The 26,324-nt window shown below is 44.2% G+C and carries 26 protein-coding genes and 3 pseudogenes; 23 read left to right on the top strand and 6 right to left on the bottom strand.

Annotated elements, in window-relative coordinates:
* Window positions 1-2: 2 nt before the first annotated feature.
* The 5 genes from ACOCD9_RS04835 (at window position 3) to ACOCD9_RS04815 (ending at window position 4,468) form a co-directional block, all read left to right on the top strand.
* Window positions 3-1,346, top strand: coding sequence for a cytochrome c biogenesis protein (locus ACOCD9_RS04835; RefSeq protein WP_419546582.1), 1,344 nt, complete (start codon window positions 3-5; stop codon window positions 1,344-1,346).
* A gap of 104 nt (window positions 1,347-1,450) precedes the next feature.
* Window positions 1,451-2,308 (top strand): DNA-formamidopyrimidine glycosylase, encoded by an 858-nt coding sequence (locus ACOCD9_RS04830; protein ID WP_419546580.1) that lies wholly within the window; start codon window positions 1,451-1,453, stop codon window positions 2,306-2,308.
* A 33-nt stretch (window positions 2,309-2,341) separates the two neighbouring features.
* Entirely contained in the window at window positions 2,342-3,397 is a 1,056-nt protein-coding gene (locus ACOCD9_RS04825) for a potassium channel family protein (protein WP_104396596.1), read from the top strand.
* Window positions 3,398-3,490: 93 nt separating this feature from the next.
* The gene (locus ACOCD9_RS04820; protein ID WP_287699852.1) at window positions 3,491-3,712 is read left to right on the top strand and encodes a DUF4278 domain-containing protein; all 222 of its coding nucleotides are present in this window, start codon (window positions 3,491-3,493) and stop codon (window positions 3,710-3,712) included.
* Window positions 3,713-4,006: 294 nt separating this feature from the next.
* A complete protein-coding gene (locus tag ACOCD9_RS04815; protein WP_287699853.1) occupies window positions 4,007-4,468 on the top strand; it encodes a PPC domain-containing protein in 462 nt (153 codons plus the stop codon).
* Here ACOCD9_RS04815 and cobS read toward each other — a convergent pair.
* Window positions 4,465-5,223: an adenosylcobinamide-GDP ribazoletransferase gene (cobS, locus tag ACOCD9_RS04810; RefSeq protein ID WP_419546577.1), complete on the bottom strand. Its 759-nt coding sequence runs from the start codon at window positions 5,221-5,223 to the stop codon at window positions 4,465-4,467. The two genes, ACOCD9_RS04815 and cobS, sit on opposite strands and share 4 nt — an antisense overlap.
* 327 nt (window positions 5,224-5,550) lie before the next feature.
* Here cobS and ACOCD9_RS04805 point away from each other — a divergent pair.
* Window positions 5,551-5,709: pseudogene (locus ACOCD9_RS04805) on the top strand (phage tail protein); the annotation flags it as partial.
* 19 nt (window positions 5,710-5,728) lie between these two features.
* On the opposite strand, the gene ACOCD9_RS04800 reads toward ACOCD9_RS04805, so the two are convergent.
* Window positions 5,729-5,911, bottom strand: a complete 183-nt coding sequence (locus ACOCD9_RS04800) for a hypothetical protein (RefSeq protein ID WP_353737337.1) — start codon at window positions 5,909-5,911, stop codon at window positions 5,729-5,731.
* Window positions 5,912-6,079: 168 nt separating this feature from the next.
* Between ACOCD9_RS04800 and ACOCD9_RS04795 the strand changes: the two genes are divergently transcribed.
* The 5 genes and pseudogenes from ACOCD9_RS04795 to ACOCD9_RS04775 form a co-directional block, all read left to right on the top strand.
* A complete protein-coding gene (locus tag ACOCD9_RS04795; protein ID WP_149988197.1) occupies window positions 6,080-6,547 on the top strand; it encodes a type II toxin-antitoxin system VapC family toxin in 468 nt (155 codons plus the stop codon).
* 2 nt (window positions 6,548-6,549) lie between these two features.
* Window positions 6,550-6,735, top strand: coding sequence for a hypothetical protein (locus ACOCD9_RS04790; RefSeq protein ID WP_002757942.1), 186 nt, complete (start codon window positions 6,550-6,552; stop codon window positions 6,733-6,735).
* Between the two features lie 738 nt (window positions 6,736-7,473).
* Complete coding sequence (locus ACOCD9_RS04785) at window positions 7,474-7,851, top strand: Pepco domain-containing protein (RefSeq protein ID WP_419546575.1); 378 nt, start codon at window positions 7,474-7,476, stop codon at window positions 7,849-7,851.
* Entirely contained in the window at window positions 7,844-8,803 is a 960-nt protein-coding gene (locus ACOCD9_RS04780) for a caspase family protein (protein ID WP_419546574.1), read from the top strand. The genes ACOCD9_RS04785 and ACOCD9_RS04780 overlap by 8 nt, the downstream gene beginning before the upstream one ends.
* 105 nt (window positions 8,804-8,908) lie before the next feature.
* Window positions 8,909-9,820, top strand: a pseudogene (locus ACOCD9_RS04775) (formylglycine-generating enzyme family protein); the annotation flags it as partial.
* Between the two features lie 212 nt (window positions 9,821-10,032).
* Here the strand turns inward: ACOCD9_RS04775 and ACOCD9_RS04770 are convergent.
* Window positions 10,033-10,812 carry a hypothetical protein gene (locus tag ACOCD9_RS04770; RefSeq protein ID WP_419546573.1) on the bottom strand — a complete coding sequence of 260 codons (780 nt, stop codon included), beginning with the start codon at window positions 10,810-10,812 and terminating at the stop codon, window positions 10,033-10,035.
* Between the two features lie 178 nt (window positions 10,813-10,990).
* On the opposite strand from ACOCD9_RS04770, the gene glgX reads away from it, so the two are divergent.
* From glgX to ACOCD9_RS04745, 5 genes and pseudogenes are all read left to right on the top strand, one after another.
* Entirely contained in the window at window positions 10,991-13,069 is a 2,079-nt protein-coding gene (gene glgX, locus ACOCD9_RS04765) for a glycogen debranching protein GlgX (RefSeq protein ID WP_419546571.1), read from the top strand.
* 115 nt (window positions 13,070-13,184) lie between these two features.
* On the top strand, window positions 13,185-13,946 hold the full coding sequence (locus ACOCD9_RS04760; protein ID WP_287699860.1) for a DUF3887 domain-containing protein: 762 nt from the start codon (window positions 13,185-13,187) through the stop codon (window positions 13,944-13,946).
* A gap of 46 nt (window positions 13,947-13,992) precedes the next feature.
* On the top strand, window positions 13,993-15,291 hold the full coding sequence (eno, locus tag ACOCD9_RS04755; RefSeq protein WP_287740792.1) for a phosphopyruvate hydratase: 1,299 nt from the start codon (window positions 13,993-13,995) through the stop codon (window positions 15,289-15,291).
* Between the two features lie 462 nt (window positions 15,292-15,753).
* On the top strand, window positions 15,754-16,503 hold the full coding sequence (locus ACOCD9_RS04750) for an SIMPL domain-containing protein (protein ID WP_419546570.1): 750 nt from the start codon (window positions 15,754-15,756) through the stop codon (window positions 16,501-16,503).
* A 236-nt stretch (window positions 16,504-16,739) separates the two neighbouring features.
* Window positions 16,740-16,920 (top strand): annotated as a pseudogene (locus ACOCD9_RS04745) (transposase); the annotation flags it as partial.
* Between the two features lie 163 nt (window positions 16,921-17,083).
* Here ACOCD9_RS04745 and ACOCD9_RS04740 read toward each other — a convergent pair.
* The gene (locus ACOCD9_RS04740) at window positions 17,084-17,473 is read right to left on the bottom strand and encodes an AbrB family transcriptional regulator (RefSeq protein ID WP_002737568.1); all 390 of its coding nucleotides are present in this window, start codon (window positions 17,471-17,473) and stop codon (window positions 17,084-17,086) included.
* A 300-nt stretch (window positions 17,474-17,773) separates the two neighbouring features.
* Between ACOCD9_RS04740 and ACOCD9_RS04735 the strand changes: the two genes are divergently transcribed.
* The 3 genes from ACOCD9_RS04735 to cbiB are packed head-to-tail and all read left to right on the top strand — an operon-like array spanning window position 17,774 to window position 19,621.
* Window positions 17,774-18,217, top strand: coding sequence for an Rrf2 family transcriptional regulator (locus tag ACOCD9_RS04735; protein WP_002738021.1), 444 nt, complete (start codon window positions 17,774-17,776; stop codon window positions 18,215-18,217).
* Complete coding sequence (locus tag ACOCD9_RS04730; RefSeq protein WP_104395972.1) at window positions 18,165-18,638, top strand: GFA family protein; 474 nt, start codon at window positions 18,165-18,167, stop codon at window positions 18,636-18,638. The genes ACOCD9_RS04735 and ACOCD9_RS04730 overlap by 53 nt, the downstream gene beginning before the upstream one ends.
* Window positions 18,639-18,640: 2 nt before the next feature.
* Window positions 18,641-19,621, top strand: a complete 981-nt coding sequence (gene cbiB, locus ACOCD9_RS04725; RefSeq protein ID WP_287715218.1) for an adenosylcobinamide-phosphate synthase CbiB — start codon at window positions 18,641-18,643, stop codon at window positions 19,619-19,621.
* Here the strand turns inward: cbiB and ACOCD9_RS04720 are convergent.
* Both ACOCD9_RS04720 and ACOCD9_RS04715 read right to left on the bottom strand, forming a co-directional pair.
* Complete coding sequence (locus tag ACOCD9_RS04720; protein WP_002783765.1) at window positions 19,592-19,936, bottom strand: hypothetical protein; 345 nt, start codon at window positions 19,934-19,936, stop codon at window positions 19,592-19,594. The genes cbiB and ACOCD9_RS04720 overlap by 30 nt on opposite strands.
* 153 nt (window positions 19,937-20,089) lie before the next feature.
* Entirely contained in the window at window positions 20,090-20,758 is a 669-nt protein-coding gene (locus tag ACOCD9_RS04715) for a lysophospholipid acyltransferase family protein (RefSeq protein WP_287699862.1), read from the bottom strand.
* Window positions 20,759-21,277: 519 nt separating this feature from the next.
* Here ACOCD9_RS04715 and ACOCD9_RS04710 point away from each other — a divergent pair.
* The 4 genes from ACOCD9_RS04710 (at window position 21,278) to ACOCD9_RS04695 (ending at window position 25,635) form a co-directional block, all read left to right on the top strand.
* Window positions 21,278-22,240, top strand: coding sequence for a glycosyltransferase family 2 protein (locus ACOCD9_RS04710; protein ID WP_287699863.1), 963 nt, complete (start codon window positions 21,278-21,280; stop codon window positions 22,238-22,240).
* Between the two features lie 175 nt (window positions 22,241-22,415).
* A complete protein-coding gene (locus tag ACOCD9_RS04705) occupies window positions 22,416-23,492 on the top strand; it encodes a glycosyltransferase family 4 protein (RefSeq protein WP_287699864.1) in 1,077 nt (358 codons plus the stop codon).
* Between the two features lie 51 nt (window positions 23,493-23,543).
* Window positions 23,544-24,656, top strand: a complete 1,113-nt coding sequence (locus tag ACOCD9_RS04700; protein WP_287699865.1) for a glycosyltransferase family 4 protein — start codon at window positions 23,544-23,546, stop codon at window positions 24,654-24,656.
* Window positions 24,649-25,635, top strand: coding sequence for an NAD-dependent epimerase/dehydratase family protein (locus tag ACOCD9_RS04695; RefSeq protein WP_419546567.1), 987 nt, complete (start codon window positions 24,649-24,651; stop codon window positions 25,633-25,635). Before ACOCD9_RS04700 ends, ACOCD9_RS04695 begins: the two co-directional genes overlap by 8 nt.
* Window positions 25,636-26,324 lie beyond the last annotated feature (689 nt).

Raw genomic sequence — 26,324 nt, 5'->3', positions numbered from 1 at the left:
CTATGACTATATCGGAAACTTCCTCAAATTTAAAGAATAGACCGCCTCAATGGGGACGTAAATTTATCCAGACTATTGCCGATCTGCGATTAGCAATTATCCTCTTACTTTTAATCGCTATTTTTAGCATTTCTGGGACGGTAATCGAACAGGGTCAATCTCTATCTTTTTACCAAGCTAATTATCCTGAGAAACCCGCTTTATTTGGCTTTCTGACTTGGAAAGTTTTATTACTATTGGGATTAAATCATGTTTATAGCACTTGGTGGTATCTATCATTATTAATTCTCTTTGGTTCCAGTTTAACCGCTTGTACCTTCCGACGACAATTACCCGCTTTAAAAGCGGCCAGAAAATGGCAATTTTATCAACAATCTCGCCAATTTCAAAAACTAGCTTTAAGTGCCGAATTAGAAACCGGTTCCCTAGAATCTCTCACACCTCTATTAGAAAAAAAAGGCTACAAAGTTTTTCTAGAAAATAACAGTCTTTATGCTCGTAAAGGTCTGATTGGTAAAATCGGTCCGATTATCGTTCATGCAGCCATGTTAATTATTTTAGCAGGGTCGATCTGGGGAGCGTTAACGGGGTTTTTCGCTCAAGAAATGGTAGCTAGTGGCGATAGTTTTCAGGTTAAAAATATTATTGAAGCTGGACCCTTATCTAAAAATTCTCTCCCTAAGGATTGGGGGATTAAAGTTAATCGTTTTTGGATTGATTATAGTCCTAAAGGTGACGTAGAACAATTCTATTCTGATTTGTCGGTGATCGATAATCAAGGAGAGGAGATTGATCGCAAAACTATTCAAGTTAACCAACCTTTGCACCATAAAGGGGTGACTTTTTATCAAACCAGTTGGGGGATTGCCGGGGTAAAAGTACAGGTGAATAATAGTCCGATCCTACAGCTACCGATGGCTAGTTTAGACACCAAAGGTAATGGACCAATCTGGGGAACTTGGATTCCGACTAAAACCGATCTTAGTGAGGGAGTTTCTCTTTTAACCAGAGATCTACAAGGTACGGTAATTGTCTATGATGCTAAGGGAGATTTAACCTCTGCGGTACGAGAAGGAATGACGATTCCTATCAATGGAGTTAATCTAAAAATAGTCGAATTAGTGGGCAGTACAGGTTTACAAATTAAGGCAGATCCGGGAGTACCGATTGTCTATTTAGGTTTTGCTTTATTGATGATGGGAGTGGTAATGAGTTACTTTTCCCATTCCCAAATTTGGGCTTTACAATCGGGCGATCGCTTTTATATTGGTGGTAAAACTAATCGCGCTCAAGTCGGTTTTGAACGGGAAATAATTGATACCATTGAAATGTTAAAGTTAAAGTAGAATTGACGTTAATCTGGTGTCGTTTCCCGATAAAAAGTTCTGTTTATCTATCTTTTGCCTTTTGCCTACCCTAACCAAGAACTTAATTTTGTTCAATTACTTATATGCCAGAATTGCCAGAAGTAGAAACGGTGCGTCGCGGGTTAAATCAATTCACCCAGGGCAAAAAAATTATCGGTGGGGAAGTATTATTAAAGCGTACCCTAGCCTATCCTAATTGTGAGGCAACTTTTCTGCAAGGAATTGCTCAGACCACGATTACCAATTGGCAGCGCCGAGGCAAATATCTCCTCGCCAATTTAGATAATGGTAGCAGTATCGGGGTTCATCTGCGTATGACCGGACAATTGCTCTGGGTAAAAGATACCACTCCCCTGCCGATTCATACGCGCTTACGCTTCTTTTTTGCTAATCAGCAAGAATTGCGCTTTGTCGATACCCGCACTTTCGGGAAAATTTGGTGGATTGCCGCCGATAAAACCCCAGAAAGCGTGATTACTGCTCTCAAAAAACTGGGATTGGAACCCTTTGATCGCAATTTTACCCCCGATTACCTCTATAGTCACTGTCAAAAAAGTCGTCGTCCGATTAAAACTTTTCTCCTCGATCAAAATGTGGTGGCAGGAATTGGTAATATCTACGCGGATGAAGTTCTTTTTAAAAGTGGTATCCATCCCCAAACTGCCGCTAATCTTTTGAAAATTGAGCAAATAGACTTATTGACAAAAAACATTATTTCTGTATTAGAAACTGCAATCGCTGAAGGCGGCACCAGTTTTAGCGATTTTCTCCACGTTACGGGAGTTAATGGCAATTATGGCTCGATGGCCTGGGTTTACGGTCGTACTGGCGAAAATTGTCGTCTTTGCGGTGCAACTATTGCCAGAATTAAATTAAGTGGGCGCTCGGCTCATTTTTGTCCCCAATGTCAAGTCTCAACAGTAATTAGTAAACAGTTGTAAGCTGATAGCTAGATTGTCAGGTCACGGAAATCGATGCAAAGTTCACTGAAAAGGATCATCATCGGGGCGAGTTTTTTTCTCGCTACGGTAGTCGGGGCAACTATCGGTTATATGGCCTACGGTTGGAGTTTTCTCGATGCCGTTTATATGGTGATTATCACCATATTTGGGGTAGGTTTCGGGGAAGTTAAACCGATTAACACTCCCAGTCTGAGAGCTTTTACCATGTTAGTTATCGTCTGTGGGACCACCTCGGCCGTTTATGTGGTGGGAGGGTTTTTTCAGATGCTCACCGAGGGAGAAATTAACAAAGCCTTTAGCGATCGCCGGATGAATAAAGAGATGGAATGCTTAGAAAATCACGTCATAATCTGCGGTTTTGGGCGCATAGGACGCATTCTAACGACTAAATTGGCAAAAACCGCCCAATCTTTTATTATCGTCGATAATAACCCCGATCGCATTCGATTAGCTCAGGAAAAAGGTTACATAACTCTTAATGGTAACGCCACCGATGAAAGTATTCTCCAAAAAGCCGGCATCGACAAAGCGCGAGTTTTAGCGACGGTGTTGCCCGATGATGCCTTAAATGTCTTCATCACTTTAACCGCAAGAGAACTCAGTCCGCAACTATACATCATCGCCAGGGGAGAATATCCCAGCACCGAGAAAAAATTAAAACTAGCCGGAGCCGATCAAGTGGTTTTACCTGCTACCATTGGAGCGGAGAGAATGGCTCATTTAATCACCCATCCGGCCGCAATCGATTTTTTACAGGAAGATGAAGGTAGGCGCAATCTTAACGAATTATTAGCCGATATCGACCTGCAATTTGAAGAATACTCGATTTTAAGCGACTCGCCTTTTTTGGGACAACCCATCAGTCAGATGGAAGTGCGGGGACAGGGTGCTTTTATTATCGTCGCTGTCCGTCAATTTGATGGTCGTGTCATCGCCCATCCCGACAATTCCACCATTCTACAGCAAGGCGATACGGTGATTTTATTAGGTCATCGGGGCGATGTTCCCAATTTTGCCCGTCGTTATGCCTTGCGTCGAGAAATGCGCTATCGGGGGTCTTCTTGGTAGGATAGTTACCCAGAAAAAAGTTGAGATTTTCTGGAATTAATTTCGCTACCGATGGAGATAAAACTAACTCACTAATTATCTCCAGGGACAGCTATGAAATTAACCTATCGCGGCATTCCTTACGACAAAAATCCCACTGCCACCGTTGCTTCCAGTCCGATGATTTTAGGCTATCGTGGTGTTCCCTATTTAAAAAACCGTGATGTCGTTCAAACCATTGAGAAACAGGTAGCCGTTACCTATCGCGGTCAAGCCTATCATATCATGCAATCTCTAGCTTCTTTGCCCACGGAAAGACCCTCTTTAAGTTTTTAACTTCTAGTTCATTTTTCAATCAATCTCTTTTAAATATTGTCAATTAATGATCACAGCAATTACCTTAAACGGTTTTTATCTTCCCTCTTGCTACAAGGGGGATTTTTTACTTGTTTTGCCAGCAAGGAATATATCTTCATAGTTAACAAAATTAATTACACATATTTTTCCCTTCCGCAGTTCCGCAGTTCTGGTGTTCCCCCTTTCTGGGGTGTGAATTTAATTTTGTCGAACTGCTGATAGTTATCAGTTTTTTGTAGAATAGGGAGATTGAGAAAACGAATACCTGCCCCTATGACAAGATTTCCTTTGACTGGTCGCTATTCTAGTTTATGCGTCTTGCTCACTTTATTCTGGTTAAGCGGTCAATCTTTACCGGTGCGAGCAGAAAAAATCTATAGTCCCGTCCCCCTCATCCTCAATAAAGAAATTAACGATACTCTCACCGACAAAGATATTCCCACGGGTGAGGGGGGGTTTGCCAGAGATTATACCGTAGATTTGGAAAAGGACGATCAGGTGGCCATCGATCTGAAATCGGAAAACTTTGATGGAGTTTTAATTCTCCTGGCCGACGATGGTTCCACTGTAGCAGAAAATGATGATGGTCCCGATGGTGGCACTAATGCTCTCCTCTTTGCGCGCATTACCGAGTCGGGTAAATATATTATTCGGGTGAGAGCTTTCGGAGAAACCGGTGGGGGAAAATTTACCCTGAAATTAACCCGTTTACGGGCCGTGGAGGGCAAAAATTAGCTAATTATTGTCAAAAAAACCAAGAATAGAGCCTCTGTCCACTCCACCACCGCACCGTAGGTATCGCCGGTGTGACCGCGAAGACGACGATATAACCAGTAACCAGTAAGCAGAGCGAGGGCGATTCCGGCACTAATGGCGATTCTTCCCCAGCTTAGACCACCAAATAGGGCGATTAACCCCCAAATTACTCCCCCACAGTCCCAGGGCAGACAAAAAGCCACTTTATGAAAGGCTCCCTTACCGGTGGGTTTGAGGTAGGGATAAAGAGCGATCGCCATTACTTGCCCCCAACGTCCCCAAATTGGTGCTAAAATTAGAGCTAAGGCTCGATTATCGCTTAAATCAGTCAAAGCGGCGATTTTTAGCAGCAAAACCATGGTCACGGCCATGACTCCAAAGGCCCCGGTAACACTATCGGCCATGACCAATAAACGACGCTGGGGGTCGGTGACAGCTAAACCATCGGCCGTGTCACTAACTCCATCAAGGTGTAGTCCTCCCGTTAGATAAACCCAAACCCCCACAAGGACAACCGCACGAGTCAGGGGTGGCATTCCCAGACCAGCTAGAGTTATATCGAGCAAAACCAAAATTAAACCCAAAAATAAGCCCACTAAGGGAATCCATCGGGCAATTCTACCAAAATCCGGCCAGGCAATCGGAACCGGAATAATCGTGTAAAAAGCGATCGCACCTAAAAATGAGCGAATTTCTTGACAAATGAAGTTAAATATGGTACTCAATCTCCCCAAAATTAGATTCCGGTATGGCAGCTTTTCTCATAAAGATGAAGTATAACTTAATTTTGTATCGGCGACCCTGTGGGATTTTCAAAACATCTGAGAACACCTATAATAATTCGGTATAATACGGTTACTTGTAATTTTATAGGAAGAGTTCTTGCGATCGCTCTATAGGAGAGGAATATACGGAAAGATTTATTAAAAAATGTGTATTTGGCGTGAGATACGGAAAGTTTCTGTATAATATGTAGTTGGCTCAAGGGATGAGGTCGAGTTGAAATAAGAAAGACGATCACAACCTAAAAAAGTCAACACTGTTTGGAGAAAGAAGAAAACATGGATTTTTTGATCGGACAGATTCTGCTTTTTGCAGGGGATTTTGCGCCAGCAGGCTGGGCATTTTGTGACGGATCTAAGCTACCGATATCTGGCTATCAGGCGCTGTACTCCATACTTAGGACCAAATACGGAGGTGATGGATCCAAGAGTTTTGCGTTGCCTAAATTGCCTACTGTCAAGGATGTTGATGGCGACGGAGAATCACGATATATAATTTGTCTGGAGGGTATATATCCATTTCCGGAAAATCCAATTCGGGAAAAATAAATTCAGTGCGATCGCCGATCTTGTAGGGTGCGTTCCCTAATGTGGCTCCTACTGCTCCACCAATAGATTTTGGGGAACACACCATGCAGATTGATTGCAGCTGTGAGTCTAAGTGCGATGCCAAAGGCACTACGTGGCAGTACGCTGATCCTGTCGGTTGGGTTGGCGGCTGTTACCCAACACCCTCAAAACCAAGATTAAATAAGGTAGGATAGAGAGCGAAAAGATATTCTAGGTTGCCGTTAATGGAAGCGTCTATATTGAAACAAGTATTTTTGGGCATTTAACCGCCAGACCCACTGACAATCTGATCGTTGCTGCTAATATCAAGATCACCCAAGATTGGTGGAACGAACATAGTAGCTCATTTACGCTTTACGCATCAGAGATCGTTGAAGATGAGGCAGCTAAGGGAGATCCGATAATCGCCGCTCAACGGTTAAACTTGTTACAATCCCTAATGCTTCTCGAACTTACAGAAGATGCGTTTGAACTTTCGCAAGCGTTTCTGACTCAAAGCAATCTGCCCCTAAAGGCATCTAACGACGCTTTACATATGGCATTAGCAACCGTCTATAACTTAGATTATTTGCTAACATGGAACTGCAAGCACATGGCAAATGCCCAAATTCAGCGTAAGCTGGCTCAGATTAGTTCTGATCTCGGATATATATTGCCAGTTATTTGCACTCCTTATGAGCTTATTGGATATAACCTAGAGGTTTAGTCATGTATAAAAATGAAATTCTCGATGAAATTCACAAGTATAGAGAAGAATACGCTCAATCGTTTCAATATGACTTAAGAGCTATTTTTAATGACTTAAAGCAGAAGCAACTGGCTCATAAAGATAGATTAGTTAGGTTGCCAATTAAGCGAGCGTCTAATAAATCACTGCACCCGACCGCCGGCTAAAGCATTCAATGGAACCGCTAAATCTATAGTGCGATGGCGAAGGCACTGCGTAGCAGTACGCTATCTCCCTAGGGTGCGTTCCCTAATGTGGTTCCTACTGATCCAGCGATCGATTTTGGGGAACGCACCATGCACATTAATTGCAGCTGTGGGTTTAAGTGCGATGCCGCACCTAAAAATGAGCGAATTTCTTGACAAATGAAGTTAAATATGGTAGTAAATCCCCCCCAAATTTGCTCCCAGTCTGGCATCGTTTCTCATAAAGATGAAGTATAACTTAATTTTGTATCGGCGACCCTGTGGGATTATCAAAACATGAGAACGCCTATAATAATTCGGCATAACACGCTTATTGTAATGTTATAGGAAAACTTCTTGCGATCATTCCATTTGAGAGTAATATTCAGTGCGATCGCTGTCGCTGTATTGCGATCGTCGCTTATTGAGGCTGTGCCGACACTGTACCGTTGAGTCAGCGAGTAGCGGAGGTCGAGAGAAATATAATAGAGTTAAGTAGCTGGTTATAATTAAATTAAAAATGAATTTTAGTGCCGATCCCCCCTGCCCCCCTTGATAAGGGGGGTGCCGATAGGCGGGGGGATCCCCCTTGATAAGGGGGGTGCCGATCCCCCCTTAGTCCCCCCTTGATAAGGGGGGCATCTGATAATTTTTAACGCCTACCTACTTAGAAAGTTTGCTTAAAGGCAAGTGAGATAACATTTAGGGGAAATCAACACAATGACCGAAGATATTGCGACTCCCAGCAAAATATGGATCATTACGGGTGAATCTGATGTTCGAGAAACGCCCACCGGCGCTAGAAGTAGCAGTGATATCGGGGGACGGCTCGGTGAAAAGGAAAAATCGCCCGAAGTTGCGGCCACCGAAAGAAGTCAAGTGGATGTGTCCAAACTGAAGCTAGAAATGCAGGGCTTTCTCAAAGCGATGCGGGAAATGCTCGATGAAGCCGATCCTCCGAGCGCTAAAATCCGGCTCGATGAAGTGGAACTGTCTGTAGAAATTAATGGGGAAGGACAAGTTAGCCTGTTTGGGATCGGGGGCAAAGCAGGAGGTAAAGGAGCGATGACGTTTAAGTTCAAGAGAAAAGATGGCTAAAAACTGGGTGATAGCGATCGGCATCAACGAGTATGACAACCTCAAGCCGCTGAAATACGCCAAGCAAGACGCGGAAGCGATCAAAGCTTGGTGTGAAGGGGAGGGAGGATTCGATCGCAGTGGGATATTTCTCTTTACCGAAGATTCTCCACCCATTCCTGCTAGTCCCCCCATTCCCACGCAGCCAACCTACGGTCGTCTCAAGCGGTTTCTTCAGAAGCAGTTCGAGACTCCCCTGCTTAAGTCTGGAGACAATCTCTGGTTTTTCTTTGCTGGTCATGGCAGGCGCTATCAAGACAAAGACTATCTGATGCTGCCGGATAGTGATCCGGGTAATGTAAGAGAAACGGCTGTATCGGTGGATTATGTCACCGAGCGGCTGCGGCGGTCTGGGGCCGATAACGTCGTACTATTTTTAGATGCCTGTCGAGATGAAGACAGCCGAGGCGGTCTGGGCATTGGAGAGGAGGAGCATCAGGGAGTCATAACCTTTTATTCCTGTACTGCCAATCAGCAATCTTGGGAGATCGATGAGTTACAACAAGGCTCATTTACTCATACGCTGCTGGAAGGATTGCGGCGGCAAGGAGAAGCCAATTGTGCTACGGTCGAGCGTCTATACGAATATCTGCGCCGTCAAGTCGAGCAAACTAACGCTAGATATGGGAAACCGAGACAGAATCCCTATCTAAAAGCAGAACCGCCCCACAAGCTCTATTTTATTTTGTTAGAACAAGTTGCCACGCTTAGGGACGTGCAACCCCTAAAGCATGAGGCTTCCTTAGCAGAAAATAGGGGCGATCTTGACTTAGCTGAACAGTTATGGATTCGTGTCTTAGGAGCATCTCGTGGCGATTTAGAGGCGATCGAAGCTATCAAGCGCATCGCTCTAAGACAGTCTTCGATTCCTTCTACTGCTCCCAAAATTAATTGGGAGACTATAGAGTGGTAAAAAAATATGTTACAGTCGCTTTCGATTCCTTTTAGGGGTCGCGAATACGTCAAGGGGTCTGAGGGAAATAGGTCATCGACCCCTAAACCTTCTCAAGAAACTGGACTCAAGGTATTTAACTTTGAGATCGTGGGAGTAAATGCGAAGGGTGAGCAAATCAAAAAAGAGTCGAAGCAGTCCCAATATTTCGCCCAAGATTTGGGCAACGGCATCACCCTAGAAATGGTCGCCATCCCGGGGGGTACATTCACGATGGGAACGGAAGACGAGGAAATCGAAAGACTGGTGAAAAAATTTGATTGGGAAGGATATAGAAGGGAAAGACCACAACATGAAGTAACGATTAAACCCTTCTTCATGGGTAAATACCCCATCACCCAGGCCCAGTGGAAAGCGATCGCCTCCCTTACCGACTTAAAAGTTGACCCTGAGCGAAGCCGAAGGGTCAACCTTGATCTCAACCCGGCCCATTTTAAAGACCGTCCCGATAGCGATCGCCGTCCCGTCGAACAAGTCAGTTGGTACGATGCGGTCGAGTTCTGTGGGAGATTATCCAAGCTGACAGGAAGGGAATATCGGCTTCCCAGTGAGGCGGAATGGGAGTATGCTTGTCGCGCTGGGACGACTACCCCGTTCTACTTTGGGGAAACCATTACGGGGGAATTGGCTAACTACCGTGCCAGCAATGCCTATGCCGGGGAACCGAAGGGAGAATATCGAGAACAAACGACTCCCGTGGGGCAGTTTCCGCCCAATGCTTTTGGGCTGTACGATATGCACGGCAATGTCTGGGAATGGTGCGCCGATACTTGGCACGATAATTATCATGTTGCGCCGACGGATGGCAGTGTCTGGATAGAAAATGGTAATGATAATCGTTCTCCTCTGCGGGGCGGTTCCTGGGGCTACGGTCCTGTTATCTGCCGTTCCGCGATTCGCAGCGACGTCTTCCGCCGCGGCTACCGCTACAACTTTCTCGGTTTTCGGGTAGTCTGCGTATTCGGGAGAACTCTCTAACCCTTTTCCCTTTTTCCCCTTTTACCCTCATTCCCTATTTTTTCTTTTTTCTTTTCTTTCCCGCCCTTAGGCGGGTCGATTTTTTTGAGAAATTTATTTAGCGATCGCTATTAGGGGATAGAATGTGCGGGGTGCGCTACCCAAAATCGATCGCTGGAGCAGTGGGGGCCAGGTTAGGGAACGCACCAGACAAGATCGGCGATCGCACTGCGTTATACCTTAGCTCTTCGCAGACGCAGTTCTCTGTAACTCTTCCCATCGAACTCCATGACGCAGGCTCGATCAAAAGAGCTTAGATACTCATTATTCATCAACTGCTCATGCGGGCGAAGCGTACTTGCGCCGACGCTGCCATCTAAAACAAGTAAAAGCAATGCCTCATCAAATCCATCACGCCATTTCAGAATATTTGGTTCTTTGTCGTCAAGCGCATTTTGTATTAGTTCGTCTGTTGTTTCACCGACCCAAAAGCTATCTGTGTAACTCCAATGAGGGGGGTTATCCCCTTCAAGTCGCATTACGCGAACATAGTTGATTTCTTCAGGCCAATCCGGCCCCCACAACTTTTCAGCACGCAAGGTGAAATAATCTCCAATTTTAGGATCATACTTCTCAACCAATTTCACTAGCATCTCAGCTATTTTCTCTTTTCTTTTTCGCCTTGCGATCAGGTCAGCATCAACATAACTGCTAAAGGATACCTGGACATCAATCCATTTGTCGCTACGCCTTGAATGAATATGGGAACAAGTTTTAACTACAGATTCATATATGCCACGACGTTTACGGTCGCGACTGCCAGACCTATCTTTCTCGTCATTGAATAGATTCCTGATTTCGATTCCAATCGTAATAGAATCAATTCTTGCTATGATATCGGGTCTTTCCAGGTGATCTGGCACGTGCAGTTCTGCGTAGTGGCTCAATCCTCCTGCATCACGAAATAGCTTGACTACGTTTAGCTCGTAAAGTTTTTGTCTTTCTGTGGTCATGGCTCTAATCGGTATAACGCCAGCGTTGCTGATTGGATATCTTAATCTTCTTTGGTGAAATTTTTAAAACCTAGACTCCAACTAACTTTTGGATGCGATACACAGTTAGCATTCATCCCTTGATTCAGCAACGCCGAATAATCTTATACTACTCCTAATCACTTCTTATCTCTTGACAATGACCTTAGAAACCGATCACGGTAAAAGCCATCCCGTCGGTGCGACTGTCTTGGCCGATGGTGTCAACTTCTCACTATTTTCTAAGTATGCTACTGCGATCGAATTATTATTATTTGATGATGCTAATTCTCCCGTACCTAGCCAGACTATTCTCCTCACCCCGCAAACAAACCGCACCTTTTTCTATTGGCATATTTTCGTTCACGGCATTGGAGTCGGTCAAGTGTATGCTTATCGAGTCTATGGTCCGGATAATCCGGCCCAGGGTCATCGCTTCGATCCTGATAAAGTAGTTCTCGATCCCTATGCGAAAGCGATTGTCGGTGCGGAAATTTATGATCGACAAGCTGCCAGCGAAAAAGGCGATAATTGTCATCGAGCTTTGCGGGGTCTGGTAGTGGATCCGGGCCGCTACGATTGGGAAGATGACAAACCGCTACGCACTCCCTACTCTGCCAGTTTTATCTACGAAATGCACGTCGGTGGCTTTACCCGTAACCCGAATTCCGGCGTTAGCGAGGAAAAAAGAGGTACTTTTGCGGGATTAATCGAAAAAATACCCTATTTGAAAAACCTAGGCATTACTGCCGTGGAATTGTTACCGATTCATTACTTTGATCCCGCTGCCGCTATGCCGGGGTTAACTAACTATTGGGGTTATAGCACGATCAGCTTTTTTGCGCCCCATGCCGGTTACAGTAGCGATCGCTCACCGATCGGTCCTTTGAATGAATTTCGGGATCTGGTGAAAGCGTTACACAAAGCGGGGATCGAAGTGATTCTCGATGTGGTTTTCAATCATACCGCCGAGGGGGACGAAATCGGGCCGACTCTTTCCTTGAAAGGTATCGATAATCGCACCTACTACATCCTCGATGCGGTCGATAAAAGCCTCTATAGCAACTATACCGGCTGTGGTAACACCCTCAAGGGCAGTCATCCCATTGTTGGCAAAATGATTCTCGATTGTTTGCGCTATTGGGTGTCGGAAATGCACGTCGATGGTTTTCGCTTTGACCTAGCGGCCGTATTATCGCGCAATGTGGACGGGGAACCGATCCTGCAAAAAGGTTATAACATTATCTGGGCGATCGAATCGGATCCGGTCTTAGCTGGCACAAAATTAATCGCCGAAGCTTGGGACGCAGCAGGATTGTATAGTGTCGGTCAATTTGTCGAATTTGCCGATTGGTTTTCCGAGTGGAATGGTCCTTTTCGCGATGATGTGCGCGCTTTTGTCCGGGGAGATACCGGCATAGTCAGCAAATTAGCGGCGCGGATTTTAGGAAGCCCCGACATATACCACAGACCTAACACTGATGTCAATAGAAGTATAAATTTTGTTACCTGTCACGATGGCTTTACCCTTAACGATCTAGTGTCCTACGACGAGAAACACAACGAGGCTAACGGCGAGGAGAATCGGGACGGTTGCAACGATAATTTTAGCTGGAATTGTGGGATAGAAGGGGAAACCAATAACGAGGCGATTAAAACCCTGCGACTGCAACAAATAAAAAATCTCTTAACGATCCTGTTCATTTCCCAAGGAACACCTATGCTGTTGATGGGGGACGAAGTGCGACGCACCCAAAAGGGCAACAATAACGCCTATTGTCAGGATAACCAGTTAAGTTGGTTCGATTGGAGTGCGGTAGAGCAAGAGTTCGATCTTTGGTGTTTCGTAAGGAGACTGATCGATTTTAATAAAAAATTAGCTCTTTTCCGTCAAGAAAAATTGCTAGAAGTCACCTATACCAGTCTTGAACCCCATCTCAGTTGGCATGGTGTACAGTTGAGTAAACCCGATTGGTCGGAAGATTCCCGCAGTTTAGCTTTTTCCCTGCGTCATCCTAAGGCAAACGAGTATTTACACATTATGCTCAACGCTTACTGGGAATCTCTCAACTTCCAGTTACCACCCTTGGGACAAGGGGAAAAATGGCATCGCGTCATTGATACTGCTGGGCAATTGTCCGAGGCAGCCTGTGATTTAGATGCCGCCGCCGCTATTGAATCGGAAAATTATCGGGTGCAAGCGCGTTCGGCGGTAGTTTTAATCGTTAAATCAGTATAACAAGAGGAGAGATATTGCTCGATCGACCGATGTTGAATGCTTTAACTAATGAACAATGGCATCAATTCAATCGTCAAGTGGAAAAACGTTATTTATTTGCGGAGCAATAGCTGAAATGATGCGGCTTTCATTAGCGAAACGGGTATCGATTCTCTCTTTGTGTTTAATTGGTTTTTCCCTGCCTTGGACTCCGTTCAGCGTTTCACCAGTACAGGCGAACCTAGAACCGACTGCGATCACTCTTGGTGATCCCGTTCGGGAAGAAAAGCAAGCTCGGCAGATAGTGGAATGGTTGGGAACTAAACAATACGACAAGGTGATCGCAGCTTTGTCACCCCAACTAAAACCCCTCTGGACTGCCGAAAAACTGCAAAAGGTCTGGGAAAGCCAAGTCACTGACCATACTGGACCGTTTAAGCGCATTGTCAAAAGCAGGCTACTCGATGCTATCAATGCCAATCTGGTGATTGTCACCGTTGAATTTGAGAAAGTTACCGACGATGTGATAGTTACCTTTAACCGAGCTGGTCAGGTAATTGCCGCCGATTTTCCCGAATTTCGTAGTATTTCTGAGATTGGCGATGCTTTTGTCAAGGCTTTGGTCAATAAAGACTACGGCCTGGCCAGAGGCTATCTACACCCTTTTCTCAAAGCTGAGGTTTTCCCCACCAGAGTGCAAGGCGCTTGGGAAAATTTACTTAAGCGTACCGGCCCTGTGCGTCGGGTTGTGGGAACTCAGGTCAGAAAAGGTTCGGATACGGACGGCGTGGATTTGGTGTTGGTGACGATTCAATTTGAAAAACTGACGGATACTTTAATCCTCGTTTTTGATGATCAAAAGCAGATTGTCAACGTGGATTTCCCTTTAGGCAATTAGTAATCAGCCGAAATTACCCCGTAAATTGAGTTGGAGACGATAAGTTATGTTAGATAAAATCGAAGTTCCCATCGAAGCGATCGCAGCTAGGGAGATTCTAGATTCCCGCGGCCGTCCCACGATCGAAGCGGAAGTGCTGTTAGAATCGGGGGCGCTCGGTTTGGCCCAGGTTCCCAGTGGCGCTTCTACGGGTAGTTTTGAGGCCCACGAATTACGCGATGATGATCCCCAGCGTTACGGTGGTAAGGGTGTCCTGAAAGCGGTTCGCAATGTCCACGAAAAAATTGTCCCGGTTTTGGAGGGGATGAATGCTTTCGACCAAGCTAGTATCGATTTAGCTATGATCGATCGCGATGGCACGGCCAATAAACGAGAATTAGGGGCTAATGCTATCCTAGCCGTCTCTCTAGCCACGGCCAAAGCGGCGGCGGCGGATCTGGGCTTGCCTCTCTATCGTTATCTCGGCGGTCCGATGGCCAATGTACTACCCGTCCCGATGATGAACGTGATCAATGGTGGTTCTCACGCTGATAATAACGTCGATTTTCAGGAGTTTATGATCTTCCCCATCGGGGCCGATTCTTTTAAGGAAGGTTTGCGTTGGGGAGCGGAAGTATTCGCCGCTTTGGGTAAGGCCTTGCACGAACGCAAATTACTGACCGGTGTGGGCGATGAGGGCGGTTATGCTCCTAATTTGGCTTCAAATCAGGAAGCTTTGGATATTTTAATCGAATCGATCGAACGTGCTGGTTATAAACCGGGGTCGGAGGTGGCTTTAGCTATGGATGTGGCCGCCAGTGAATTCTATAAGGATGGTCAATACCTCTACGATGGTTCGGCCCATTCTCCCGCCGAAATGGTGGATTTTTTGGCCAGTTTAGTCGATCGCTATCCGATTATTTCTATTGAAGACGGTTTACACGAGGAAGATTGGGATAACTGGAAATTATTGACCGATAAACTGGGGGCGCGGATTCAGTTGGTGGGCGATGATTTGATGGTGACTAATCCCATCCGTCTGCAAAAAGCGATCGATCTGGGTATTGCTAACTCGATCCTGATTAAACTCAATCAGATCGGTTCTTTGACGGAAACCCTACAAACGATCGCCCTAGCTACCCGTCACGGTTATCGTTCTGTAATTAGTCATCGCTCTGGAGAAACGGAAGACACCACGATCGCGGATCTGGCGGTGGCTACTAATGCCGGACAGATTAAAACTGGTTCTCTCAGTCGCAGTGAACGGGTGGCTAAGTATAATCGCTTATTACGCATCGAAGAAGAATTGGGCGATCGGGCGGTGTACGCGCCGAAAGTCGGCCTGGGTCCAAAATTCTTGGCCTAAAATTTGCAAAAAGTCTTGCAGTGATCGAAAAAGGGTGTTATAGTAAAGGTACTGATAACTGATAACTGGTCACTGACTATTGTGGTACTTCGCTGAAACCTTTTTCGGCGAAGTATTTATTTGTGGCCTTTTTTTTGCACCAAGCTATGATTTTTGGATCAAAGGTGTTATAGTAAAGGTACTGATAACTGATAACTGGTCACTGACTATTGTGGTACTTCGCTGGAACCTTTTTCGGCGAAGTATTTATTTAACCACAGTTCGGGTTAAACAGAGGGGGATAAAGCCCATTCCATGGTCAAGCTGAACTTATCGGGCGTTGTCGCCGTCAGCGCTAGGGAGTTTTTGGGGAAGGGAAAGCATCGCGTCAGATTGCGACTTCCATTGATTTTTGTAAATAATAATTTCAAGGCACTTGCTACTAGCATAGGATAGAAACGTCGGATTTCTAGGATGGGGATGATGAAAGACAGTTCTATATTTCGACGTTTCCCACAGGTGTTCGCGGGTTTATCGGTGCTATCGATCGCTCTCGTCTTGAGTTCGTGGATAGCGGCACGCTCGTTCTTGGCGGTGAAACGGGCGAGCGATGTTTTTGTCGTCACTGGTTCGGCCAAAAGGGCGATTACATCCGATTATCTTCTCTGGCGTTTATCGATTTCCAGTCAACAACCCAGCGCTCAGGATGCCTACCGCGATCTGATCCGGCAAACCCAGCGGATACGAGCTTATCTCAAAGAAAAACAAGTTCCCGAAGACGCAATCACCACCAACGCGATCGAGACGATGGCGATTCCCGAAGTAACAGTTAACGGCCAGGAAACCGGACAAATTCTCGCCTATCGTCTCACCCAACGCTTCGAGATCCGAGCGAGCGATGTGGCCCGTTACACGGAACTTTCTAGGCAGGTAACGGAATTGATTGAGGAGGGAATTAACCTCGTCTCTGAACCTCCCCAATATCTTTACACCCAACTGGATAAGCTGCGGGTGGAAATGGTGGCGGCAGCGACCAAAGATGCGAGAGCGAGGGCTGAGGCGATCGCTAGTAGTACCGGCAGTCGGGTGGGAAGGGTGCGCGATGCGAAAACGGGAGTTTTTCAGATCACCTCGCGCAATTCCACTGACGTGAGCGATTCGGGAATTTACGACACTTCCTCGATCGACAAAGATATTACCGCAGTGGTTTCGGTGACGTTCGGGATCGAGTGAATTAGAGTCTTTACCTAGGGGTGCATCTGATTTTTGTCAATCTACCCAGTGGGGATTTTTCCAAGAAAACTATCTTCTAAAATTCGCGCTTAATGGCGATTTTTTCCTCAATCCCGCCGCAGATTAGCTTTTGCAGTGGGATGCTTAGATGCGGTTGTTCATACATTCGTACTAATTTAAGGATGACTGATCATTGTTGATTGTCGTTATTTCTGCACATCTGAGATGCTCCCAGAAAGTCCGGACAAGCTAAGAGAAGATTTTAGTTTCAATCTGGTCATGACAAAACTACCTGAAACTTCAGGAACTGTCCTTGCTATTATCTTTTTGGTTGTCAATCTTTCCCAACTGCTTCGGCAGTTTTTTTGGGCTTTTTTTGTCTTTCTGGCTTTTTTGCGAACAAATGAACTAAGATAGTCTTTCTCTTTAATAAAAATCATGTTTAAATTTGTTTTGCCTAAGTAAAACTTATCAATTGGGCGACAAATCAGTGGCATTCAATAGCATGATTTCTGGAGTGAATTTTTCAGCAGACCCTATCTGCAAGGAGAGAGTGAAACGGCTCTCTCCTTAATTATGGCTATTCGTCGTCGTCGCTGGCGCCAACTTGCTTGAGATGAATATGTTTTCTCCCCAAAGTAATTTCAAATTCATCTCCCGGTTTGAGTCCCATTTTTTTGGTGTAGGCCGAACCGATCAGGAGATTATTATTTGATTGGACACTGATCCGGTAGCTGGCCGAGCGCCCACCTCGTCCATGACCATTGGCACTGCTATCTAAGTCAATTCCCTCAGCATCGATTAAAGCATTGAGAAATTTCATCATATTAACGCGTTCAATACCATTTTTTGTCATGGTATAGTAGCCGCATTCCCGGGCTTTTTCTTCTTTGCTGAGGTTGCCTAGCTGTTTAACTTTCTCAATTAGTTCGAGGCCGGTCAGGGGTTCTGGATTAGTAGTTGTGTTCATTTAAGTTTGCAGTAGATAAGTAAAGGTTAGGGTCATCAAGGCTAGTCGAGGAGAATTGCTCCCCCTGACCAGAAACAATCGGGTTACGATTGATCTCTACACTTATCTTACACGGTATAAACTAAAAATTGTCACTTGCTTGGGGAAATTGATTGTAATTGATTAGACTCTATCTCTCGATCAAAATCTTAACAGAATTTATCAATGTTGATCGAGATGCCGGGGTAAGGGAGGTTAGCCTTTCTGTCATCAATGAGAGCAGGGGCTAGGATAGAGATAAAGAGGTAAAAATGAGGGATAATGAAGCTAACAACTAGGGGTCACTATAGTGTTAAAGCCTTGCTGGATCTTAGTTTACAACCGAGGGGAACTCCCGTATCGGTAAAATCGATCGCCCTGCGTCAAGATATACCGGCTGCTTATCTAGAGAAATTGCTGATAGAAATGCGACGAGCGGGGTTAGTTCGTTCCTTTCGGGGATCGCAAGGGGGTTATCAATTGGCTAGGCCGGCAAATCGTATCTCGTTGGGGCAAATTTTGGAGGCAGTGGGAGAGACGATCGAGCCATTATCAGGTTATCATCCCAGGGACGAACAGGCAGAAGATTGGGTGACATTTACTATCTGGAAACACCTCCACGAGAAATTAAAAGAAGCCCTAGGGAAGATTACCTTAGCGGATTTATACTACGATGCGCGTAGCTGGATCGCCGCTAGGGGAGAGGAAACCAGCTTTATCGTTTAGTAGTTTAGAAGTTATGACAGCAACAAAACAAGCAAAGATTTATGGGGGAGGTTGTCACTGTGGAGCGATCCGTTTTCAAGTGGCGATCAAGCATGATCAAGCTCTAGACTGTAATTGTTCGATTTGTCAGAAAAAAGGTTTTCTGCATCTGATTGTTCCTTCAGCACAATTTACCCTCCTAAGCGGTGAAGATTTTTTAAGTACCTATACATTTAATACCCACACAGCCCAACATTATTTTTGTCGTGTTTGTGGTATTCATCCTTTCTATCGTCCCCGCTCCCATCCTGACGCTATAGATATAAACCTGCGCTGTTTGGATGGCAATGTCTTAGGCGATTTTCAGATCCAGTTCTTTGATGGGGCTAACTGGGAAGACAATATTGAGAAAATTCGGGATATCGATGGCAAAAGGGAGTAATTGTGAAGGAAACGGCAACGGCGATCATTTTAGTATTAGGGGCAGTTTTAGATTATCTGATCGGCGATCCCTGGGGATGGATTCATCCAGTGCAGGTGATGGGGGCGATTATTGCCGTTGCCACAAAAGTTATCCTTAATTGGACGCGGGAAAAAATTTGCCAACGTTTAGCGGGCATAATTCTGGGACTGAGTTTAATTATCTTGGCTGGGGTCTTAACTTGGCTAGGAATCCAATGGTTAGGTCAGGTCAATTTGCTGCTGAGTTGCCTAGTACAAATGATTCTCTTGGCTAGTTGTTTAGCCGGTAGAAGTTTACGCAGGGCTGCCGAAACCGTCATCGCACCTTTACAAGCTGAAAATATCACCCTAGCTCGTTGCCAACTAAGTTTATACGTTGGTCGCGACACAGATAATCTCAGCCAGGAAGAAATCCTCCGCGCCCTATTAGAAACTGTCAGTGAAAATGGTGTGGATGGAGTTACCGCGCCGCTTTTTTATGCCCTTCTCGGTGCTTTTCTGGGGGTGGGACCAGTGCCCCTCGCTTGCGCTTATAAAGCCGCTAGTACCCTCGATTCGATGATTGGCTATCGTCGGCCACCCTACACCCATATGGGTTGGTTTAGTGCCAAAAGCGAGGATGTTTTGACATGGCTACCCTGTCGTTTGACGGTATTAACTCTCGCCCTAATTTCGGGCCAGCCGGGGCGGGTTTTAAGCATTTGTTGGCGCGATGCCCGTCGGGATCCTAGTCCTAATTCCGGTTGGAGTGAATGCGTCTATGGGGCGATTTTGGGGGTGCAATTGGGGGGTAAAAATCAATATCGGGGCCAGATTGTGGAAAAACCTTTATTGGGCGATGACCTCAACCCGATTACCGTTAAAACCGTCGAACAGGCTTTGCATTTAACTCGTACTTGTGTATTACTTTGGTTGGCGATCGCTGTTAGCTGCTTAGTTGCTAGAGATTTTGCTCAATTTTAGCGACCACAGGCGACGGCGTTGACGGGATTGACGCTGCCAGTAACGGATAATCAGGGAGAAGGTCAAGAATAGGGATTGCAGTATCTGTATCTGTCCGCAGAGGCGTTGATAGTTTTGTCGGAGATAATAGGTTTTCGCCCCGGCGATGAGAATATATTCGGGGGCGGGGTAAAAAATGTGGTGTAAACGTCGTTCCACCCGGTTTAAAATTTTGGTCACTCGCCCTAAAATCCGCCGCAATTGCCACAATTTCCAGACTAGAAAGCAATTAAATAAAGTTAAGCCTAGATTGAAGCCGAGGACAAAAAAGAACATGGTCGAGGCGATGGTCGAGTTATGCCAATTTTAGCCTAGATTCCCGACTTGAAAGTGTAGGAGAAAGAAATCTAAGACTAAATCCGTTGAGTAACGCACAGAAAACGGGTTTCTCCGAGAAACCCGTTTTCTACTCATGCAAAAGGCAAAGATTTAGCGTCCGAGAGCGTGTAATCCGTTAATAATTTCGGCACAGCGCTCGGTAACTGCCTGTAAAGCCTCTCTTTTGCTAGAAATCGGTGGCGGCAGCACTTCCCCGATGCGAATGGTTAAGGGGATACTATGGGGAAAAGAAGACCCTTTTTGAAAAATCTTTTCTGTCCCCCACAAACTGACGGGTAACAGGGGAACGCCCGCTTTAGCGGCAATCATCGCCGCGCCTAGTTTTGGTTGATGGATTAATCCGTCCTCGGTGCGGGTTCCCTCCAGAAACACTCCCACTGCCCAGCCCGCTGCTAAGGCTGCCATCGCCGCCCGAATTGCCCCGCGATCACCACTGCTGCGTTTGACGGGATAGGCCCCGTAAAGAGCGATCGCCTGTTTTAAAATCGGGATGGTAAATAATTCCTCTTTAGCCATATAAGCTACGGGACGACGCACGGCACAGGATAATAGGGGTGGATCGAAGTAACTGGCGTGATTGGAGACGATAATCAGAGGATGACGACGGGGGACATTTTCCACTCCGTAAACGCGACCGCGAAAATAGCCGTGTAGGGTTGGGCTAACGAACGACCATTTAAAGAGATGATATAAAACTAAACTGGCAAAAGGTTCTCGCTCTTGAGGCTGGTTCATGACTGACAATTTTTCCCTAGACATGGAAAAGCCCTTGGGAGTCTTGCCGTGTTTCGACCCCAAGGACTTTGCTTTCTTCTCACTCCTCACACAATTAAAATGTATAGCAATTTATGGGTTAGGGAAAGGTTAAGCGTGCCGCTTTCTTAACTGGCATAATTACTTATCTAGGGTTGAGAGCGGCAAAAGGATTAGCAAGGTGTGTAATTAATTTTGCTTGGGTACTGAAAAAAGGGCTCTTCGTTACTCTTTATGCTAAATTAACAGACAAGATGCCAAGACAACACAGGGTAAGCGCATCTCAAAGGCTATTGACAGCTAGATTGTAGCTCTTGAGTAGGAGCCGGTAAGTCCGCCGCCAGCAGGGTAAGCATATAATTATTAGGTGATTTCCGAGAACAAATTTACCTTCGGCAGAGTTTAACAATGCCAAGCTCTGACAGCAGATAATTGATCCTCTGGTAATTTCTTGAGAGGAAATCACTCTTTTATTGACAAAGTTTGTTATAATAAAGCCTCATAAACCTTAAGATAGTTACGAGAATGACCAATTGTTCTAGGTTAATTGAACTGCCACCACCGCCACCTAACAAAACTGGTTGGCCTTGGACAACAGAAGATATACCATCAAATAGCATTGATAGTTCTGCCTATCCCAAGGTGACAATAGTTACTCCTTCCTACAATCAGGCACAGTTTTTGGAGGAAACAATACGTTCTGTTTTATTGCAGGACTATCCTAATTTGGAATATATCGTTATTGATGGCGGCAGCAAGGATGGCAGTGTAGATATCATTCGCAAATATGGGCCATGGATTGCCTATTGGGTTAGTGAAGTGGATAAGGGACAGGCAGATGCCATTAACAAAGGTTTTAAGAAGGCCACTGGAGAATTTCTCGGCTGGCTAAACTCGGATGATTATTTGTATCCAGGAGCTATAGCTAAAATGGCCAAAGAATTAGAAAATCATCCCGATGTCAGTTTTGTTTATGGAGATATAGACCAAGGTTCAGAAAATAATAAATCTAGACTTTATGGGAAAAATTCTACTATAGATGAAATGCTCAAAAACTACACAGTACCAATTCCTCAACAGGGCAGTATGTGGAGACGTACTGTTATCAGTGACATAGGAGGTCTCAATCCCAGATGGAACTTTGTTCTTGATCGAGAATTTTTTCTCCGTGTTGCCACCAAATATAATTTAAAATATATAACCGGTGTTATTGCCTTTTTTCGGCATCATCTGGATTCTAAATCCGTATCAAGGGCGCAGGCAAAGCACTGGATACAAGAACTTCCAATAATGTACAATGATTTTTTTGAAAATAATTATGACAACAATATAGAGACGAAAAAACTCAAGCATAGGGCTTTGTCTATGGTCTATTTACATTGTGCTTCAATTGCTTTAAAAAGAAGTAATAAGAGCAAGGCTCCTAATTTTATTTTACAAATGATTAAAGAATATTTGCTTTTTTTATACTGGTATAGTCGCCAATAAATAATTATTGAAAAATCAAAGACAGATAAATGTATGAAATGATACTTGTGAGCAAGTAAATAAATTGATAATGTAGTGTCAACAATGAATGTACTAGGCAGCAGCTAGTCTAATCAGGCGTTCAATTGTCTAGGGACATACATGGTAAAGTCCATCACCCTAATTCCCAATGATAATGAAAATTTTGTTATTCAGTCGCTATGATACTTTAGGTGCTAGTAGCCGCTATCGTACCTACCAATATTTGCCTTATTTGAAAAAAGAGGGAATAGCGGTTGAGACCGCTCCTTTATTAGATAATGATTATCTTAGAACTCGCTACTTAGGGAAAAAATACCCTTTATCGAGATTATTATCTGCTTATCAACAGAGAATTTCGCTGCTGTTGAAATCTCAAAAATACGATTTAATCTGGTTGGAAAAGGAAGCATTACCTTGGCTACCAGCTTGGCTAGAATTACTGTTGCTCAGAGGAAGAACACCTTATTTAGTTGATTATGATGACGCAGTATTCCACCGTTACGATCAACATTCTGCTCCTATAGTTAGATGGCTATTGGCACAGAAAATCGATCGAGTAATGCAGAATGCTCGGTTAGTGATTGCGGGAAATGATTACTTAGCTAACAGAGCAACACAAGCAGGAGCTAAATGGGTAGAAATATTACCCACCGTCGTCGATCTTGATCGCTATCCCTTATCAAAAGCTCCTCAAAATGAAGTCTTTACCATCGGCTGGATAGGAAGTCCATTGAAGTTTGTCGATTATATACAAGAACTTTATCCTGTTTTAAAAGAGATTTGTCGAGATGGTGCTGCCAAAGTCGTTGCTATCGGTGCCAAAGAGATAAATCTAGAGGATATACCTTTAGAAATTAAGCCTTGGTCTGAGGCAACCGAGGTGAAAGAGATGCAACAATTTGATGTGGGGATTATGCCCCTTACCGATACGCCATTTGAGCGAGGAAAATGCGGATTTAAACTAATCCAATATATGGCATCTACTCGCCCAGTTATTGGTTCACCAGTGGGGGTTAACGCAGAGATTATTAAGGAGGGTATCAACGGCTTTCAAGCTAGTAGTCAAGCTGAATGGCTGCAAGCTTTTCAAAAGCTGAAAAATGATCGAGATTTAAGAGAAACCATGGGATGGACTGGCAGAAAAATTGTCGAAGATAAGTATAATATTCAAATAACCGCCCCTAAAATGTTGCAGCTATTGCAAAAAGCTAATCAAGTTTTAAAAACCTAAAACTGTTTTTCTAAAATTATCCATAAATCAAGAATCGAAACCATACATGAAATGAAAATACTTTTTGTTATTACTAGAGCAGATACCGTTGCAGGCGCACAGGTTCATGTACGGGATTTAGCGAGATTTTTGCAAGATTCTCACCATCAAGTCTTAGTTGTTACTGGAATAAAAGGCATTTATAATGACGATCTGATCAGTCATCGCATAACCAATGTATCTTGTCAACACTTTGGCAAAAAAATTAACTTAATTAAAGACTGGCAAACCTTGAATTTTATCAAACAAATTATTGCAGAATTCCAACCAGATATTATCAGCACTCACTCTAGTAAAGCGGGAATTTTAGGACGATTAGCGGCCAGAAAAAGCAAGACTCCTTGCATTTTTACCGTCCATGGTTGGGCTTTTACAGGAGGTGTACCAGAGCCGAGTCGAACTATCTATCAGTGGTCAGAAAAAATCACAGAACCTTTAGCTAATAAAATTATCTGTGTTTCGGAACAAGATCGATTAATTGGAATAAAAACTGGTATGCAACCGCAGCGATTATTGACCATTCATAATGGGATGCCAGATCTACCAGCAGAATTGAGAGCTAATCCTAGTAATGCTAACCCTGTTCGTGTTGTCATGGTGGCAAGATTTGATCAGCAAAAAGACCATGTAACCTTACTGAAAGCCTTTCAAAATGTTCCCGAAGCCCATTTAGATTTAGTCGGAGACGGTCTGGATTTAGAAAAAATTAAAACCTTAGCCAAGGAGCTAAAAATTATCGACAGAGTTAACTTTTTAGGTTTTCGCAATAATGTAGCTGAAGTCTTAGCTCAAGCCCAAGTATTTACTTTAATATCTAATTGGGAAGGGTTTCCTCGCACTACAATCGAAGCCATGAGAGCGGGATTACCAGTAATTGTATCAGATGTGGGTGGAGCATCGGAAGCCATTGTGGAAGGAATAACCGGATACACCGTAGCGAGGGGAGATGTTAACACGTTACACCAGAGACTATTACAATTAGTTCTTGATCAACAATTCAGAGCTAAAATGGGAGCGGCAGGACGCAAACGCTACGAAACAGAATATACTTTTGAGAAGATGTTTGAAAAAACCTTTCAGGTTTATGAACAAGTTTTAGCAGAAAACACAAAACATGATGATTGAGAATAAAGTATTAATTACGGGTGCAACAGGTTTTATCGGTAGCTATCTTCTGCCAATTTTGTCTCAGCAGAAATTCCAGATTACTGCAGCAGTACGAAAGAATTTGTCTCAGTCCTTATCTATCCCAATTAAAACTATCAAAGTTGGCCATATCGATGAAAAAACTAATTGGCAAGAGGCTCTTGAGGGAATTGATATAGTCATCCATCTAGCGGCTCGCGCTCATATTATCAACGAAACTATTCCCAATCCAGAAGCGGAGTTTATTAAGGTTAATACTCAAGGTACAGCTAACTTGGTTCAACAGTCAATTCAAGCAGGAGTTAAACACTTTATTTTTATCAGTTCTATCGGTGCGATGACAACTCAAAGCGATAGGATACTCACAGAAAATTCTCCCTGTCACCCTGATAGTCCCTATGGTCGTAGTAAATTGCAAGCAGAACAAGCTTTAATTAACCTTGCCAAAGATAGTGACATGACTTGGACGATCCTTCGTCCTACTCTAGTTTACGGTCCTGGTAATCCGGGTAATATGGAGCGCTTGATGAAACTAATTAAACGGGGATTACCCTTACCTTTTGGTGCAATAAAAAATCGTCGTAGTTTTGTCTTTGTGGGTAACTTAGTTGCTGCCATTATTACCTGTTTAGATCATCCTAATGCCGCTAATCAAATTTTTTTAATTAGCGATAACCAAGCTGTTTCTACTCCCCAATTAATTCGACTCATTGCTCAACAAATTCAACAACCCTGTCAATTGCTGCCCGTCCCCACTACCCTACTTAGATTCTTAGGTTATCTGGGTGATAGCATAGAATCCATAACAGGGAAAAACCTCCCTTTTAACACCTATAGTATCGATCGCTTGCTTGGTTCTCTTACCGTTGACTCTAGCCATATTCAAAAAACCCTGGATTGGCAACCTCCCTTTACTTTAGAGCAAGGATTAGCTCGAACCATTCAGCCAGAAAATTAGTGATAAGCTCAGATAGGGACAATAAGCAATAGGACAAAATTAACTTCTTGGTTAAGATAGGCAAAAGGCAAAAGGCACTCATGCAAGAAGTGGTTAGATATCTGTAGTTAATTGTGTCTAGCTACTTAATGCCAAATCCATGGTTGATAGTGTTTTTATGATAAATTCATACCAAATCCGTTTTTGATAGTATGATTAACTCTCAATCCAACTTTAAAAACCCAGTTATGGATTGTTTCCCCCGGCTCCGCAGCTCCGGCTCTCCTCCGCGACTGGCTTACTGTGGCGGACTCTATAATAGAGTCCCTGTCAGGTTTTTGTCCATTCTCAATTAACGGTTATTATTGCACTGACTAATTACCTTTACAAGAAGTTGATCATCGGGTAGGATGTACCCAATATGCCCATTGAATCTGGTCTTGAACTGGTCGGTTAATTAAATTGCCCATTATGGGTGACAGGCTGCCGCATCAGTATTTTGTCAAGATTTAATAGGCAACAACCAGCTAGTAATAGTTTGATCAAGGAGGCCAGTTCCCAGTTGGCTTTGACGACAAAACATGACAGTAAATATTAGTAGTGTAAAGGTTGACAATGTTGAAAAAAATTACTTAACCGTATGCAAACCGAGCAGGGTAGAAGAAATATTAAATTTGCCCTAGCCAGAAAAATCTTCAATCCCCTCTTAA

This window comes from Microcystis sp., assembly GCF_048564745.1.
In the GTDB taxonomy this organism is placed as follows: Bacteria; Cyanobacteriota; Cyanobacteriia; order Cyanobacteriales; family Microcystaceae; genus Microcystis; species Microcystis ichthyoblabe_A.
This window is presented reverse-complemented; position numbering and strand designations above follow the sequence as displayed.